The organism is Aliihoeflea sp. PC F10.4, from assembly GCF_054612275.1.
Map to the genome: position 1 here is coordinate 1,881,167 of NZ_JBTSWH010000001.1, position 15,254 is coordinate 1,896,420.

Annotated in this window: 14 protein-coding genes; 1 reads left to right on the plus strand and 13 read right to left on the minus strand. The window is 60.1% G+C overall.

Going from position 1 to position 15,254, the window contains the following annotated elements:
- Positions 1–213 precede the first annotated feature (213 nt).
- From der to ACX82Z_RS09505, 5 genes are all read right to left on the minus strand, one after another.
- Complete coding sequence (der, locus tag ACX82Z_RS09485) at positions 214–1,644, minus strand: ribosome biogenesis GTPase Der (protein WP_459588214.1); 1,431 nt, start codon at positions 1,642–1,644, stop codon at positions 214–216.
- Positions 1,641–2,306 carry a tetratricopeptide repeat protein gene (locus ACX82Z_RS09490; RefSeq protein ID WP_459588216.1) on the minus strand — a complete coding sequence of 222 codons (666 nt, stop codon included), beginning with the start codon at positions 2,304–2,306 and terminating at the stop codon, positions 1,641–1,643. The genes der and ACX82Z_RS09490 overlap by 4 nt, the downstream gene beginning before the upstream one ends.
- 99 nt (positions 2,307–2,405) lie before the next feature.
- The gene (locus ACX82Z_RS09495) at positions 2,406–3,578 is read right to left on the minus strand and encodes a YbfB/YjiJ family MFS transporter (RefSeq protein ID WP_459588217.1); all 1,173 of its coding nucleotides are present in this window, start codon (positions 3,576–3,578) and stop codon (positions 2,406–2,408) included.
- Positions 3,579–3,585: 7 nt separating this feature from the next.
- A complete protein-coding gene (locus tag ACX82Z_RS09500) occupies positions 3,586–3,936 on the minus strand; it encodes an arsenate reductase (protein WP_459588218.1) in 351 nt (116 codons plus the stop codon).
- A gap of 81 nt (positions 3,937–4,017) precedes the next feature.
- Positions 4,018–4,959, minus strand: a complete 942-nt coding sequence (locus ACX82Z_RS09505) for a helix-turn-helix domain-containing protein (protein WP_459588219.1) — start codon at positions 4,957–4,959, stop codon at positions 4,018–4,020.
- A 264-nt stretch (positions 4,960–5,223) separates the two neighbouring features.
- Between ACX82Z_RS09505 and ACX82Z_RS09510 the strand changes: the two genes are divergently transcribed.
- Entirely contained in the window at positions 5,224–6,054 is an 831-nt protein-coding gene (locus tag ACX82Z_RS09510) for an AraC family transcriptional regulator (RefSeq protein WP_459588220.1), read from the plus strand.
- A gap of 63 nt (positions 6,055–6,117) precedes the next feature.
- Here the strand turns inward: ACX82Z_RS09510 and ACX82Z_RS09515 are convergent, their stop codons facing one another.
- The 8 genes from ACX82Z_RS09515 to ACX82Z_RS09550 are packed head-to-tail and all read right to left on the minus strand — an operon-like array spanning position 6,118 to position 15,053.
- A complete protein-coding gene (locus tag ACX82Z_RS09515) occupies positions 6,118–6,864 on the minus strand; it encodes a response regulator (RefSeq protein WP_459588222.1) in 747 nt (248 codons plus the stop codon).
- Positions 6,861–7,241, minus strand: coding sequence for an Hpt domain-containing protein (locus ACX82Z_RS09520; RefSeq protein WP_459588224.1), 381 nt, complete (start codon positions 7,239–7,241; stop codon positions 6,861–6,863). The genes ACX82Z_RS09515 and ACX82Z_RS09520 overlap by 4 nt, the downstream gene beginning before the upstream one ends.
- Complete coding sequence (locus tag ACX82Z_RS09525) at positions 7,238–9,607, minus strand: PAS domain-containing hybrid sensor histidine kinase/response regulator (protein WP_459588225.1); 2,370 nt, start codon at positions 9,605–9,607, stop codon at positions 7,238–7,240. The genes ACX82Z_RS09520 and ACX82Z_RS09525 overlap by 4 nt, the downstream gene beginning before the upstream one ends.
- Positions 9,604–10,113, minus strand: coding sequence for a Crp/Fnr family transcriptional regulator (locus ACX82Z_RS09530; RefSeq protein WP_459588226.1), 510 nt, complete (start codon positions 10,111–10,113; stop codon positions 9,604–9,606). Before ACX82Z_RS09530 ends, ACX82Z_RS09525 begins: the two co-directional genes overlap by 4 nt.
- Positions 10,114–10,131: 18 nt before the next feature.
- Positions 10,132–11,433, minus strand: a complete 1,302-nt coding sequence (locus tag ACX82Z_RS09535) for a HEAT repeat domain-containing protein (RefSeq protein ID WP_459911946.1) — start codon at positions 11,431–11,433, stop codon at positions 10,132–10,134.
- Positions 11,321–12,928, minus strand: coding sequence for an NTP/NDP exchange transporter (locus ACX82Z_RS09540; protein WP_459588227.1), 1,608 nt, complete (start codon positions 12,926–12,928; stop codon positions 11,321–11,323). The genes ACX82Z_RS09535 and ACX82Z_RS09540 overlap by 113 nt, the downstream gene beginning before the upstream one ends.
- Complete coding sequence (locus tag ACX82Z_RS09545) at positions 12,929–14,266, minus strand: ATP-grasp domain-containing protein (protein WP_459588230.1); 1,338 nt, start codon at positions 14,264–14,266, stop codon at positions 12,929–12,931.
- The gene (locus tag ACX82Z_RS09550; protein WP_459588231.1) at positions 14,256–15,053 is read right to left on the minus strand and encodes a MinD/ParA family ATP-binding protein; all 798 of its coding nucleotides are present in this window, start codon (positions 15,051–15,053) and stop codon (positions 14,256–14,258) included. The genes ACX82Z_RS09545 and ACX82Z_RS09550 overlap by 11 nt, the downstream gene beginning before the upstream one ends.
- Between the last annotated feature and the right edge of the window lie 201 nt (positions 15,054–15,254).

Genomic DNA, 15,254 nt, shown 5'->3' on the forward strand with positions numbered 1-15,254 from the left:
CAGGTCCCGCTCCATAAAAATCGCTGCAAAGACCGGACAAAAATGATCGATTAACCTTTATGAGCGGTTAATGCCGCAACGGCATTTACGATCACGTCCGGGTGAATCCGACGACAGAACGCCGCGCGAAATCAATCGGCGCGGCGTTTCGCGAAGGAGTGCGGCATCAATGTGTCGTATCGGAACATGACGGGCCGAAAAGCCGGCCCTGCGTCAATTTCGCTTCTTTGCGCGGCCCGCGAACGGGTTGTCCGATGCGCGCACCAGCATGCGGATCGGCACGCCGGGCATGTCAAAGGACGAGCGCAATTCGTTCGTCAGATAGCGAATGTAGCTTTGCGGCACGGCGTCGGGACGCGTGCATGACAGAACGAAGCCGGGCGGCCGCGTCTTGATCTGCGTGATGTATTTGATCTTCAGGCGACGTCCGGCGACGGCGGGCGGCGGGTGATGCGCGGTCACGCCTTCCAGCCAACGGTTGAGACGGCCGGTCGAAATGCGCGTGTTCCAGACGCGGTGCGTGCGCTCGACCGCTTCCATCAGTTTGTCGAGGCCGCGTTCTGTTTCTCCCGATATCGTCACAGCCTGAAGACCACGCACCTGCGGCAAAAGGCGTGTCGTCTTCTCGCGTAGTTCGTTCAAAAGTTCCTGCCGGTTTTCGATCAGGTCCCATTTATTGAAGGCGAGAACAGGTGCCCTGCCCTCGCGAATAATCAGATCCGCGATCGTCAGATCCTGCTTTTCGAACGGGATCGTCGCGTCGAAAACGATGACCACCACCTCGGCGAAGCGGATCGCACGCAAGCCGTCGGCGACCGAAAGCTTCTCCAGCTTTTCCTGCACACGCGCCTTGCGGCGCAGACCAGCCGTGTCGAACAATTTGATCTTGCGGCCGTTCCAGTCCCAATCGACCGAAATGGAATCGCGCGTGATGCCAGCCTCGGGCCCGGTCAAAAGCCGTTCTTCGCCGACCAGCGCATTGATGAGCGTCGACTTGCCGGCGTTCGGGCGACCGACGACGGCGATGCGCAACGGCTTCGTCGTGTCATAGGCCGGAATCGCCTCTTCGTCGTCATCATTGACGTCTTCACCGATCAGCGGCGCGTCGGAGACGAATTCGTCTTCTTCTTCATCGACGAAAGCGCGTTCCTCGCCGATCGCATCGACGATGGCATCGCGCAAATCGACCATGCCCTCGCCATGCTCGGCGGAAATCGGGATCGGCTCGCCCAGCCCCAGTTCCCACGCTTCGAGGAACCCGGCCTGCGAGCCGCGCGCCTCCGACTTGTTTGCGGCAAGCACCACCGGCTTGCCGAACCGGCGCACGACATCGGCGAAGGAACGGTCGTCAGGCATCAGCCCGGTCTTGGAATCGACCACGAAGACGACGACATCGGCTTCCTCGATGGCGATCTCGGTCTGCTGGCGCATGCGTCCGGCAAGGCTCGCAGCCTCGGCCGTTTCCAGCCCGGCCGTGTCGATGACGTCGAATTCGAGATCGTAGAGCTTGGCGGCATGAACGCGCCGGTCGCGCGTCACACCGGGCGTGTCGTCCACGAGTGCGAGCTTGCGGCCCGCGAGCCGGTTGAACAGCGTCGACTTGCCGACATTCGGTCGTCCGATGATGGCGAGCTTGAAACTCACGAGGGCTCCTGCGTGCCCCGGATCAGTTCCGACATCAACTGTGCGCGCTGGCGCATATTGGCCGATACCCGCTCGTCCTCGAGGATCAAGTCGAACAGGCGCAATGCCTCGGCCGACTGACCGTCACCCCATGCCGCGAGCGCGAGCGCCTCGCGGGCCGAGTGGCGCATGGAGTTGTCATCCGACGTCAAGGCTTCGACACGGCTGGCGACGTCGTCATAGGAGCCGTGGTCGACCAGAAGATAGCCCGAGCGAAGCCGGGCGGCATCGCGGATCGACTGGGGAATGGAACTGTCGGCGGCAACCGCATCGAACGAAGCGACCGCATCGTCAAAGTCGCCCGCATTCGCCTGGACGGTCGCGGCGCGAAGACGCGCCAGAACCGGATAGGCGCCGTGCCCATCGGCCTCGAGTTCGGAAAGCCGCGTGAGGGCTTCTTCGCTGTTGCCTTCATTGGCGAGCGTCAAAGCCTGCGAGAAACGGTCACCCGATTCGTTCGCCTGACGTGTCTGCCACCAGTCCCACGTAACGTAGATGCCGGCGGCCAGAACGATCGCCAGACCGATACCGATCGCCGTCAGGCCATACCTGTCCCATATATGACGGGCGCGGTCCTGCCGAAGCTCCTGATTGATCTCGCGAAAAAAACTCTCGTCCGACATTGAGGTCCAACCGAAATTTTGAGACGGGGCGCGGTTCGCACCCTCTTTGGAGCAGCTTTTAGCCGAAATTCGCCGCCATGGAAGGGCCGCGTGGCAAATTCACGCGGCGGGACGGGGCGCAGCCGCCTTTGACGACAGCGCCAGCCATGCAGAAATAGCGAGCGCCAGCGCGGCAAGTATCGACGGCCAGAAGAAGCCGCCCGTCCAGTCGGCGATGAAACCGGCTACGACAGGACCGACGATCTGCCCCGTACCGAAGGCCGCCGTCATCACCGCGAGCGCCTTGCGTGGCGACGGACCGGCGAGCATACGCCCTGCCTGAAGCCCGAGCGCCGTGATGGCGATGAACGTGCCGCCTAAAAGAACGCCTCCCAGAAGCGGGCCTGCCGCACCGCCGATCGCGACGCTTGCGGCCACGCCGAGAGCCTCGACGATGCACGCTGCCGCGAAGGCGGGGCGCAGGCCCCATTTCGACGCGATCCAACTCCAGACCAGCACCGAAGGAAAGCCGGCCAGTCCCGTCACCAGCCATACGCCGGTTTCGAGCGCCGGATCTGGCGCGTTCGAGCGGACGATCGCAATCAGGAACGTCGCCGTGACGATATATCCGAAGCCGAAGACGCCATAGGCCCATACGATGCTGCGCAAGGCCGGAGAAAAGACGAGCGGCGGTTCCTTTTTCGCATCGGCAATGTGGCTGCCTGCATCGCCAAGGAGCCAGTAGACGATCGCTATCGCCGCGAAGGACACCAGCCCGGCAGCAACCCACTCGCCTTTCCAGCCGAAGCCGGCCGACGCGACACCCGCAACGACGAGCGACGAAAGCGCGATCCCGAGCCCCACCCCGCCGAAATGCAGCCATTGCAGCTTTGCGTGCCCCGCGCGGGCAAGTTCTGCAAAGACGATGCTGGAAAGGAACACCATGATGAACGCACTTGCGACACCGGCCGCAAAACGAATCGCCATGAAGGCTGCGAGCTCATTCGTTGCTGCCATCGCCAGACAAAGCGCCGCGCTCGCAAGAAGGCTTGCAAGGGCGATGCGTCGTTCAAAGCCATGCGCCCAGCCTCCCCCAGCGACAATCGCGCCGATGAGATAGCCGGCATAATTTGCGGCTGCGATAAAGCCCACTTCGGACGCCGACTGGTCGAGCGCTTCCATCATGCCCGGCAGGATGGGCGTGTAGACGAACCGTCCGATCCCCATCGCCGTGGCCATGGCGAACATTCCGGCAAGCGCCAGACGAAGGGGATTGGGTAGGGCCGCAGACATCACACGGTCATCGGTCAAAAAGTTCGGCGTAACGTTCCGGCTTGAATCCGACTTCGATCGCGTTGCCGACGTCGAGCACAGGCCGCTTGATCATGGTCGGCTCAGCGACCATCAGGTCTATTGCGCGCGCCTCATCGAGATTTTCGCGATCCTTCTCGGGTAGCGCGCGAAAGGTGCGGCTCGACTTGTTGAGAACCTTCTCCCAGCCAGCCGCGCTGCACCAGCGCGACACGTCGTTCTTGCCGATTCCGTTCGCCCGATAGTCATGAAAGACGTATTCGACCGCATTGGCCTCGAGCCAGACGAACGCCTTTTTCATCGTGTCGCAGTTTCGGATGCCGTAGATCGTCACGCTCATCGATCATTCCCATTCTCGGATACCGTCGGCTGCAAGCCAGGGATCATTCAAGCCTTGGCGACCGGTCGGCTCCAAATTCAGCTATGTGCCACCCGCGCCTCGGTACACACCCGGGCTAACCCCGACAATCTTCTTAAATATCCTGGTAAAGTGCGTCTGGTTTGCAAAACCGCTTTCAACAGCAATTTGTGCAAGCGGCTTGTCCAATTCGTCGATCATTCTTCTGGCATATTCGATGCGCAGCTTGAGAACGTACTGATAGGGCGTTTGCCCCGTTTCAAGTTTGAACGCGCGATAAAATCGAACGGTGGACATGCCGACCTGTTTCGCGATCTGTTCGAGCAAAATGGGGGACGCGACATTCGCATTTATATATTCGTGAACCCGCCGCAAAAGGCCTGCTTCGAGGCGCGCCGGCCGTACGCCGCGCATGTTCGACCGATTCAGCCTCGAGTGATTGACGATCAGATATGCCGCCAGCGCGTTGGTGACTTGCTCGGCGTAAAGCGTTTCGACAGGTGACAAGCCTTGCGACACTTTGAAAAGTGATCGCGCGGCATATTCGACGAATGGATCGACCACTCCCAGTTGCGGCAGCAGTTCGACAGCGTCTGTGTCGCCATCACCCAATTCGGACGACAAAGAAATCATCGTCGATCTGTTCAGATAAAGAAGCAATGTTTCCGATTGAGTGTCGATGCCGACTTCGAAAGACATGCCTCCGGGTACGATGGAAAAGCCGCCGGGAGCCAATTCTTCGCGTTTGCGCCAATTTCGCATTTGGAGCGTAACGCCAACCGAACTGCCAAGCATGACCGCAATCATCGTATGTGGGCAAGCATCATATTTCTGCTGATATGGCTGCTCCGTCTGCCGGGACACGTAAGCAAATGACCACGACGCTGCTTCGCTTGTGGAATAAAGCGTGCTTTGCGGCCCGAATCCGACTTGATGCGTCTCACTTCGGGGAAAAAGCGACCCTCCATATACTTTTTCGCCTTTACTTCGCTTTCTATTCATCATCACCACACAGAACCCACAAAGCAACGCTCGACAACAGGAATGCCTGGAGCCGTGGCTGTCAATATGGCCAATAGGCGAAAGCGGTCTTTGGGATGCGAGCTTTAATGCGGCGATAATGTTCTCAAAGCGAAGCGCGTTGATCAGCGCTTGCCACTGACTTCATAAGATTTCGGTATATCAAATCTATCTGCCTTTTATGCTGGTTTTACTTTTTAAAATGCGGCAATGTTCATGTCTTCCCTTTGGAAAGGAAAGTCGGGCGCGTTGGATATCCGTATTATTCAGGCGATCGCAATTCTCGAACGCGATATGTCCACGCAGGTGAGCTTCACAGCCGTCGCGCGCGAGGTCGGGCTTTCCGCCTATCGGTTCCATCATTTGTTTGCCCAGGAAAAGAAAGAGACGCCCGGCGGATACCTTCGACGCATCAGGATGGATGCGGCCTGCTTGCGTCTTCGCTGGACCTCAGAGACGGCCGGCGCGATCGGCTTCAGCCTCGGCTATGCCGAACAGGCCGCTTTCACGCGGGCATTCACGGAACAGTTCGGCATGACGCCGGGCCGGTTCAGGCGTGATCTGGTTCGCTGGCCAAGGCATGTAACGCGTGGACACAACAGTCGGCGCGTTTCCCTGCGTACCGTTTCGACGATCCGGCTTCTTGGAAAGCGGTTCTATGGCGACTATGGCGCCGTTCGCGAAAACTGGCGCAGTTTTCTCGCGCTTTTGCCGGACGAGGTCGTCGCCTCGGCGAGGCATCTGCATCTCGGGCTGATTTACGACGATCCGCGTTTCACGCCAGTCCATCAATTGCGGTACGATTGCTGCGTGACCATTCCTGACACCGACTTCGGGGCGAGCGAGTTTTGCAAGGAGGGCGTGCGCATCATCGAAACGCGACCGGGACGCTATGCCAGCCTCGAACACCGTGGGCCGGCCGAGGACGTTTTCGACAGCTACACCTATCTGAGCGATCATTGGCTGAGTTCGAGCAATTATTCGGTTACGGACGACCCCGCCATCGAACTTCATCCACGCCCACGACCATTGATGCCGCGAAACGATCTCGTACTCAACATTCTGTTTCCGGTGCTGTAGTCAAAGCGCTTCAGCGGCGAGGCAATATCGAACGCCTTGCCGCGCGAACCGGCTGAGCAGCCGTCACCGCGCCTTGCCCTTATTCTGATCCTCGTTGAGAAGGGTTCGCAATTCGCCGGCGCGCTCCGACAGATGCCGGAAATAGGTCGACCCCGTAATTTCCGCGACTTTGGTGGATCTGCGCGCTTCATCGATCTCGATTCGCATATCCTGAACCTGTCTTTGCATGCGCGCCTCCCGCGCCTGTATCTCGTTGGCCATATCAAGGAAAACGCGTGCGAGATGGCCCAATGCATCCGCCCGTTCAACGACACCGTCGAGCATGGCCGGCGCAAAGTTCCCCTTTTCCAGCGCTGTAGCCGCGCTGGTCACGATGTCGACCTGTTCGAGATATTCGCGCTCGAGATCGCGCAGTCGCTTCGCCGACAATGAGGCGTCTATGCGGGCCTTGAGGATGTCGACGTTGAAGGGTTTTGGCAGATAGTCGGTCGCGCCCATGCGTATGCATCGTATGGCGCTGTCGAGGTCCTCGATGGACGTGATCATGATCACGGGAAGGTGCTGCAGGGCCGCGTCCGCCTTGATCGACGACAGCGTCTGGTATCCATCGAGCTGCGGCATGACGATATCGAGAAGGATGAGGTCGAAACTATTCGACGTCTTTGCGCGAAGCGTCGCCAGGGCTTCGCGACCATTTTCCGCCGTATCAACCCGATGCCCCTGTCCTTCGAGGATACGGCGTAGGAGCATTCGGTTCACGCGACTGTCGTCCACGACCAGAACGCGACTACCGGCAGGCGGCTCGGTCATATGCCCTTCTCCTTTCGGTATCCGTCGATCGCCGCCGTCACGGCGTCAAATCGCTGTCTGGTTTCATCAAGACCGGCAAGAACATCGCCGAGTTCGCCGGACGGACTGCGGGCCTCGATGTCCGCAGCGCTCAAGGAAAGGGCGTCTGCCCCGAAAGTGGCGCTGTTCGATTTGAGCGTATGTGCCGCACGACGCAGCGCCTCGCGATCATGCCTGCTCGCGGCAGCCTCGATCTGCATGATCAGCACACGCGCATCGTCGATGAACGCCTCGATAAGGTCGTTGACGAACTCGACGTCACCGCCTGTGTCCTCCACCATCGTATCGAGCGCCGCAGCGATACTGCTCTCCAGCCCTTCGATGTCCGGGTCGTTCATCGTTGAGCCTTCAGGCTGGCAGCGGCCGCAGGCGCTTCCCGAAGGGCACGTTCGAGTTCGCCGGGTCGTATCGGCTTGCTCACATAGTCGTTCATGCCGATCGCAAGATAGGCCTCGCGATCGCCCTGCATCGCGTTCGCGGTCATTGCAACGATCCATGGACGTTCGGGACCGGGCCATCTTTCATGGATGCGTCTGGTCGCTTCCAGCCCATCCATCTCGGGCATCTGGACGTCCATCAGCACGACGTCGTAGCGATCCCGTTCCAATGCCTCGATAGCGGCCCTGCCATTTTCGACAAGATCGGCTTCGTAGCCCAGACGATGAAGAAACCGTAACGCCAATTGCTGGTTTACGGTGTTGTCCTCTGCAAGCAGGATGCGCAGCGAACTGACGGCTGAAGGGGCGTCGTCATTTTCGTCGTCTCCCTTCGCCGACAGGTTGTCGTCCAGATCGTCCGTGAACAGCCCAACCAAAGTGTCGTAAAGCTGTGACGGCTTGAGGGGCTTCGTTATCACGCCGGCATAAGTTTCCGTCTGTTGTAAACGCTGACGCTGGCCGACAGCGCAGCAAAGCACGATCGGCATCTTCGACCCGCCTGGCGGATGGGAGGCCGCAAGGAGTACGTCGCCGCTCGCCTCGACAATCGTCTGGTCGGCGATCATGAGATCGAAATCCGGCTTGGCCGCAATCCATCGAAATGCCTCCTCAAGCGATGAGGTGGCGTAGGGCACCATGCCCCAGGCTTGGATTTGATGGGTCAGGATGGCTCTGTCGGTCTCATTACCGTCGATGACCAGAACCCGCTTGCTGCGCAAACGCGGTTGGTCGGGATGCATATGTTTTCTGGCGCGATAACCCGGTACATTCGTCGCAGGCACGATCAGGTGAAAAGTTGCACCATGCCCCTTGCCCGCGCTTTCGCACCAGACCCGGCCACCCATCAGTTCGACGATGCGGCGCGTGATCGCAAGACCGAGCCCGGAACCGCCGTAGCGGCGGGCGATCGAAGTATCCAATTGGCTGAAGGACTGAAAAAGCTGATCGAGCCGGTCGGGCGGAATGCCTATGCCGGTGTCCCGCACCGAGATGTGGAGTTCCTGGCCCGCAAGTCCGGCGGCCTTTTCCAGATCGATCCGCAGTTCGACCTCGCCGCGCTCGGTAAATTTGATCGCATTCGTCAAAAGATTGAGGAGAACCTGCCGCATGCGCGTGCTGTCGCCGAGAATACCGGTTGGAACGTTGTCGCCGACGCGCCCGGCCAGCGCGATGCCACGCTCCGCCGCCCTTGGCGCCACGAGATCGAGCACACCTTCAACGATGAGCCTGACGTCGAACGGGTGCTCCTCAAGTTCGAACTTTCCAGCCTCGATCTTCGAATAGTCGAGGATGTCATTGATGATGATCATCAGCAATTCGCCCGAATCGCGAATGGTCTGGACGAGTTCCTGCTGTTCGGGCGAAAGACCGGTATCGAGCAACAGGTCGGTCATTCCGATGACGCCATTCATCGGGGTCCGGATCTCATGGCTCATGGTGGCGAGAAAGGCGCTCTTGGCGTCGTTGGCGGCCTCGGCTGCCCCCCGCGCGCGCGTCAGTTCCTGTTCGGCTTGTTTCCTCGCGCTGATGTCGCGAAGGATTCCCGCAAAAACAGGGTGGTCGCCGCCGTGGACCTCTGCGATGCTCAACTCGACGGGCAACTCGTCGCCATTTCGGCGCATGCCGGTCACCTCGACCGTATTGCCGATGACGTGAGGGCGGCGGTCGGCAAGATACCGTTGCAATCCCTTTTCATGCAGGGCGCGCAACCGTTCGGGCATCAGCATCGTAAGCCCCTGCCCGATCACTTCGTCGCCATGATAATCGAACATTCGTTCGGCGCCGTGATTGAATGACAAGATCGCACCCTGTGCGGACATGGTGATGATCGCGTCGGATGCCGTGTCGACGACGGCGCGGATCAGACCTTCGCTCTCGCGCAACGCCGCCTCCGTGGCAACATAGCGGGAGACGTCCAGCATGTTGATCAGCCATGAATCATGCCCGTCGAACGTCAGCTTATGGGTGAAAATGCTGAGGCGAAGCGAGCCACCATCGGCTCCCTGAGCGCACACGACTTTTCCTGAAGCCTGCAGGGTCCCGGTGAAGGCGGGGTCGGCATTATCCGAAGCATATTTCAGATATTTCGTCAGGCTCGTTCCAACGACTGCGTCGGTCGTTGTTCCAAGAAGCGCCCCGAATGCTTCGTTGACGTAAAGAATGAGGCCGTCAGTAGAGCGGCAGATCAGCGTCGGAACCGGCTGAGCATCCATGATTGCGGAAGTCGAACGCGCGACAGCTTCGGCAGATATTTTCTGAGTGGTCATGGTCGTTCACCCACAGCGCTTCTGCGCGCGCCCGATTGGGAAAGGCGCTCCTGAAGCCCCCCGAGAACATCATCTTCCAGTCTGGCGGAGCGCTGGACAGCCGAACTGCGCATCAGACGACGTGCGAGCACGCTCATAATGCAACGCGTCGTCACCGCATGGTCCGCGACAAGCTGGTCGAAAGCGACTTGCGGAACGATCAGCAAGGTTCCATCCGACAGGCCGGCTCCCGAAAGGTCCGACGTCCCTCCTCCCAACAGCGACAATTCCCCGAACATATCGCCGGTCCCGAGCGAAAGCGTTCGCGTTCCGTCTTTCCTGACCGCGATATTGCCCGATGCGATTATGTAGAGATTGCGATCGGCAGAATTGCCATTCCAGACCAAATCGCCGTCCGCGAACTCGCGCGTTTCGCTCGCAGCGGCAAGTTCGGCCAGGATTTCTTCCGGAGTCTCGGCGAAGAAGTCCAGCGCCTTGAGCAGAATGACCTTTTCGATCAGAAGCATGCGGCATAATCCTTTCGGTTATCGCGTGAGCGGCTCGCCGATTTTTGGAGTTTCCAACTCACGCCCGGAGGCGGCACCGATCCGCCGCACAGCCCATGACGCGGTCTCGCGGACCATCGGGTCACGCATTTGTCCGGCACGCGCCAATGTCTCGGTAAAACTCTTTTCCTCGCTTTGACCGGCAGCGTAGATCGCGCACGATCTGGTCCACGGCCGCACATATGTCGGCGGCGCCTCAATGATCGCGCGCAGCCGATCCGTTGGGGAGAGTTGTGTCTGGGGAAAGCGCCTGTTCAGCCTTCGAAATCTCTGCTGATGCGAAAAATCGTCCAGCAATGCCACAAGCAGAGGCTTGAGCGTCGACGACACCATCACGTCCAGAAGTTCAAGCGCATAGGCGCGCTGCTCCATGCTCGCATCGCGCAGGCCGTCACGCAGTTTGTGCACAAGCCCTGCATCATGGCGCATGGAAAGAACCGTGAAGATGTGTGATTTGCGCCGTTCGATTTCCGCTTCAAGTGCGAGCCGAACCGGTCGAAGGTCCGATTGCTCGGCTATCTCGCAGAAACCTGCCAGAACCCAGGTCGCTTCCGCGACTTCCCGCAACACCCAATCATGAGCCTCCTGATCCAAGATGCGATGACCGCAGGCGGCGAGCGCCTCCAGGATCGCTGTTCGAAGGGCAGGTTCGGTGCTGCGCACCAGCATTGACTGAAGCGGCGCGATCAAACGCGCATCTGCGAGCGCGCCGCACAGGTTTGCGAGCCGCACCTGCACTTCCTCGCGTTCCTCGGTCGCCAACGAGCGAACCAAAAGCGGAACGGCCGCCGCACCGGCTTGCCTGAGGGACCTGGATGCGGATGCATGAGCCAGAGAATCGCCAAGGTGGCTCAGAATGTCCGGCCATAGCCGATGATGCCCGAGCGCGCCCGCTGCCGTGATGGCGGCGTTTCGCACGTCGGCATTTTCATCGCCCATCAGCTTCGCAACAGGACGATAGAGACCTGCGACGCCTGCCTCTTCGAGCACGCGCGCGGCCAGTTCACGCTCCTTCGCATCCGCGCTGCCGACGAGCACCCCCAGTTTTTCGGCTGCTGCCACGATGGCCTCGACCTCGCCGCTGCGCAGCAGGCCGACCAGCGTACCTCTGGTCATCTCGGGCTCATCGCGGTCGAGGTATATCTGCATCTCCTCCAAAGCGATCGTGTCACCAAGCGCCGCAAGTACCCGCACCGATGCACTGCGCACGGAAAGAGACGCTTCGAACGGCAATCGGCGACTGATCGCCGGCAAGAGATCGACAAGTTGCAATCGCTCCACGCGCCTCACCGCGTCGATCCTTACACGCGCGTCGTGATGGTCCATCAATGCCGACAGATGTTCGGGCAGTTCCGCGGGGGAGAGAGCTTCGAGCAATTCGAGAGAATAAATGACCGCACCGAAATGCGGGCTCTTCAAGCCTTGTCGCACGAGACCGAGGCTCGTCTTGTCCGCAACGGCATTCGTGCCCAGCGTTCGATCCCTGAGCGCTCTGGCAAGGCGATCCGGGTATGCGCGACCGAGCAGGACCGCGCAGACAAGCCAGCCCGCCAGGATCAGCAACTGGACATATGAAACCTGCACCGAGTTCGAGCGCGAGAACCTCGCGCAACACGATAAGCAGCACACCTGAAAGACCGATGCCCAGCGGATAAAGGATGCCGTCGACGATCGTCTGTGCCCGCGTGCGCTCCAGCGCGGGAAGCGGCTGGTAGAGAACATTGACGGCCGCGTTGTCGACCGCATCCAGAACGCATCGCGCCAGATTGGTGAGAACCGCGAGCCAGAAGACGACGAGGAACGCTTCGGTGAAGGTGCCGATCAATGCGATCAGCGCCGTGCCGATGCCCAGAACCGCCGGCGTTACGATGATCATCGACTTCACGCCGAAGCGGTTGATCATGCGCCCTGTCAGAAAGGTCTGCGTGAAAAGACTGATCGCACCTACGACGGCGAAAAATTTGCCAACGAAGATGGCCATCTCGTCGGCCGTGCCGATCACGATCTCAAGCTGAGCGTAGAAGATGTTGTCGACGAAATAGATGCCGACGACGAACAGTGTGAAGACCATGAACAGGAGGCCAATGTACCGGTCGGATGCAAGGGCGCGAAAGCCGACATTGGACTGGCGCGTTGCAGGTGTCGGGCGAATGGACAAAGGCGCACGCGAACTTCGCACGATCATGCCCAAAATGGCGAGCGCTGCGATCAGCAGGCCGACCGTGACCGAGAGGAGATCGATGCTTCCCAAAAGCGCGACGAGCGTGGGCGTGAGAAGTCCGATCGCGATGGCACCGATCTCCGCGCTCGCCGCAAAAAGACCAAACAGGCGCTTGCCCTGTTGCAGATGGAACAGTCGTCCCGCCAGGTTCCAGAACATGGTGAGCACCAGCACGTTCAGGACGCCCCATGAGATCGGCAGGGCGAAGAGAAGCCAGCGCGCATCGCTGCTCCCCAGTCCCAGCCGGAGCGCCGAGAATGCGAGGATCAGAAAACAGAAGGTGGCGACCAGAACCGTCGCCAACGGCAGCCGTGAACTAGCATGGAGATAAAAATAGGAGCAGGCGACCGATACAAGCCCGAGCCCGATATAGACGAGCGGAAGCTGCTGTGAGCCGAAGCTGGCAATGAAGATGGAGAAGGTCGTAGTACGCGCGAGCGTGGTCACCATGCTCACGAACAGGCCGAAAAAGAAGACCTGAGTGACGAGGCGACCTTCGCCGGCCCGGATGTCGAGCAGGTCGCCGAGCCTTGAATGGAGCGATGCGGCAGCCATCTAAGCGCGCTGCGCCGGAACAATCGGAAAGTCGATCCGCGCGACGATCTCATGAAGCGCCGCAATGGCCTTTTCGGGACTGTCGCCGCGGACCATGATATTTCCCAGCCAGTCGGCCGGTCCGCCCTCGCCTCCGCAGACGCTCTGCCCCGGTTTCACATATGTCGCGCATTCGATCACGCGTTCATCGTTTCGGATCGACGCCAGAAAATCAGTGTGCCGCATTCGGCCGCTCCAGGGCGCGGGCAGGAAGCTTTGCGCGATATGCATCAGAGGCTCACCCGCCGGCTGCGGGCTGATCGACAGACCGAGCGCGGTCAGTATGTATTGCTCGGCAAGATCGACACCCCAAACGAGCCTGTTCATGTCGCGCCGTGGGCCGCCGCCCATCCGCGCGTTGACCTCGATAAGGCGAGGCCCGGCTGGCGTATACATCACCTCGACGTGGAAAACCCCGTTCTGGAAACCGAGCGCCAGAAGCGTGCGCGCTGCGAAGGCCTCGATTTCCTTCAGCCGCTGCACCGAAAAATGCGGCGGGATTTCTGCGCCGACCTCCTTGCAATAAGGCTGCGGCCAGTCCCGCGTCAGGCCGGCGAAAACCATTTTGCCATCTGAGAGCAGGCAATCGACATCGAACTCCTCACCCGTCAGGCATTCCTCCAGAACCATGTCTTGGCCGCCATTCCAGACGAGGTCGAATTCGTCGTCACTGTTGAGTTGGCGCGATTTCGACAACCGAGAGACCGCGCTTTCGATCTCTGCATATCGCAGTTGCAGGTCGCAAAGGCTGGTGACGCGGTAGGAGCTGACGGATGACGCACCTGATGTCGGCTTCAGGATTGCGGGGAACCCTACATGATCGGCCGCCGCCTCCAGATCCGCCATCTTTTTGACGCCGGCGAAGCGCGGCGTTGGAATTCCGGCGTCGACGCATGCCTGGCGCACACGCAACTTGTCTCGTGAAATGGCGATCACCGATGGGTGGTGTCCCGGCATGTCGAGCGCATCGGCGATCTGCGACGTCAGTTCACCGGCGAATTCCTCGAAAGTCGCGACCGCGTCGATCGGCAGGCCGCATTCCCGGATCGCATCCAGCGCCCGTGCCAGTCGGCCCTGATCAGCGCGAAGATCGACCAGCAGGAACCGCTCGAAAAGCGTGCCCGCGCCGTTGTGCTGGCTCCAGTGCCCGGCTCCGTCCATCACGATAAGCCTCACCCCGAGAGCGTGCAGCGCCTCGTAGACCGGCCTCTTGCCTTCATAGCTTCCCATGACGATGAGCACCCGCTTGCCTGCAAGGCGATGCGATCGGGAACCCGGCTGTCGCGTTTCATCCACCATGTGCCGCCACCTTTGCAGATGTGGTCGCCGCGCCGATCTCCAGACGATCCAATATCTCGAGATAACGGTCCTTCATCGGATGGCCGGGATAGCGGAAAGCAAAGATGCCGCCGCTTGCCAGAGACATCATCTCGTCGCAGTGCGGAAGAACCGCACAAACGGTGCATTGAAACACCTGTTCGATCCGCTCTCTCACCACGTCCGGGTCCATATTCGCCGGGACCTTGTTCGCGGCGATGAACAATCGCGGCACGTCGAGCGACCGGGCGACCTCCACCGTGACGCCGGTTCCCTCGTAGTCCTGATGGTCCGGCCGCATCAAGATGACGACGGCGTGGGCGATGGCGAGCGAGAACAGCGTTTCCTCGTTGAGCCCCGGATGAGTATCGATAAGCAGGAGATCGAGCTCGAGTTCTCGGATCAGAGATCTGAACCCGTTTGTGAGAAGCCCGACGTCATACCCTTCCCGCAACACGCTGACGATTTCACCGGCCTGAATGCTCGAGGGAATGACGAACAGCTTGCCCGTTACCGGATAATCGAGGCCGTCCGTCACATCATGTGCGGCATCCTCGATCCGGCATTTGCCACGCAGATAATCATTCAGCGAGTGAGCGACCGCACCGCCGGCGATGCCGAAAAGCACATGAATTCCGGGCGACTGGATATCGGTATCGATCACGCCGACCCGCAGGCCCTGGGCAGCGGACATGGCAGCAAGATTGGCGACGGTGTTCGACTTGCCCGTCCCTCCCCGGAACGAGTGGATGGCGATGATCCTGGACAATGGCTTGCTCCCCGATTGCCGGCCTTCCCCAGTCGCCAACAGCGGTGAGTGACAGCCCCCATGCACAGGCCCTTATCGACGCGCCTTTGAGGCAACGGCCGAGACGGCAATCATGAAGCTAGCACGAGCAAAAATCGGGTTTTTGTCCGTCATTGCTAAGCATGGATAAGATTGGAGCAGCCTGCGAAGATGGCCGGCAGA

Coding starts and splice junctions, on each gene's coding strand:
- ACX82Z_RS09520 (WP_459588224.1), bottom strand. CDS start 7,241: ATGAACGACCCGGACATCGAAGGGCTGGAGAGCAGTATCGCTGCGGCG.
- ACX82Z_RS09545 (WP_459588230.1), bottom strand. CDS start 14,266: ATGGTGGATGAAACGCGACAGCCGGGTTCCCGATCGCATCGCCTTGCA.
- ACX82Z_RS09530 (WP_459588226.1), bottom strand. CDS start 10,113: ATGCTTCTGATCGAAAAGGTCATTCTGCTCAAGGCGCTGGACTTCTTC.
- ACX82Z_RS09495 (WP_459588217.1), bottom strand. CDS start 3,578: ATGTCTGCGGCCCTACCCAATCCCCTTCGTCTGGCGCTTGCCGGAATG.
- ACX82Z_RS09505 (WP_459588219.1), bottom strand. CDS start 4,959: ATGATGAATAGAAAGCGAAGTAAAGGCGAAAAAGTATATGGAGGGTCG.
- ACX82Z_RS09500 (WP_459588218.1), bottom strand. CDS start 3,936: ATGAGCGTGACGATCTACGGCATCCGAAACTGCGACACGATGAAAAAG.
- ACX82Z_RS09490 (WP_459588216.1), bottom strand. CDS start 2,306: ATGTCGGACGAGAGTTTTTTTCGCGAGATCAATCAGGAGCTTCGGCAG.
- ACX82Z_RS09525 (WP_459588225.1), bottom strand. CDS start 9,607: ATGACCACTCAGAAAATATCTGCCGAAGCTGTCGCGCGTTCGACTTCC.
- ACX82Z_RS09540 (WP_459588227.1), bottom strand. CDS start 12,928: ATGGCTGCCGCATCGCTCCATTCAAGGCTCGGCGACCTGCTCGACATC.
- ACX82Z_RS09515 (WP_459588222.1), bottom strand. CDS start 6,864: ATGACCGAGCCGCCTGCCGGTAGTCGCGTTCTGGTCGTGGACGACAGT.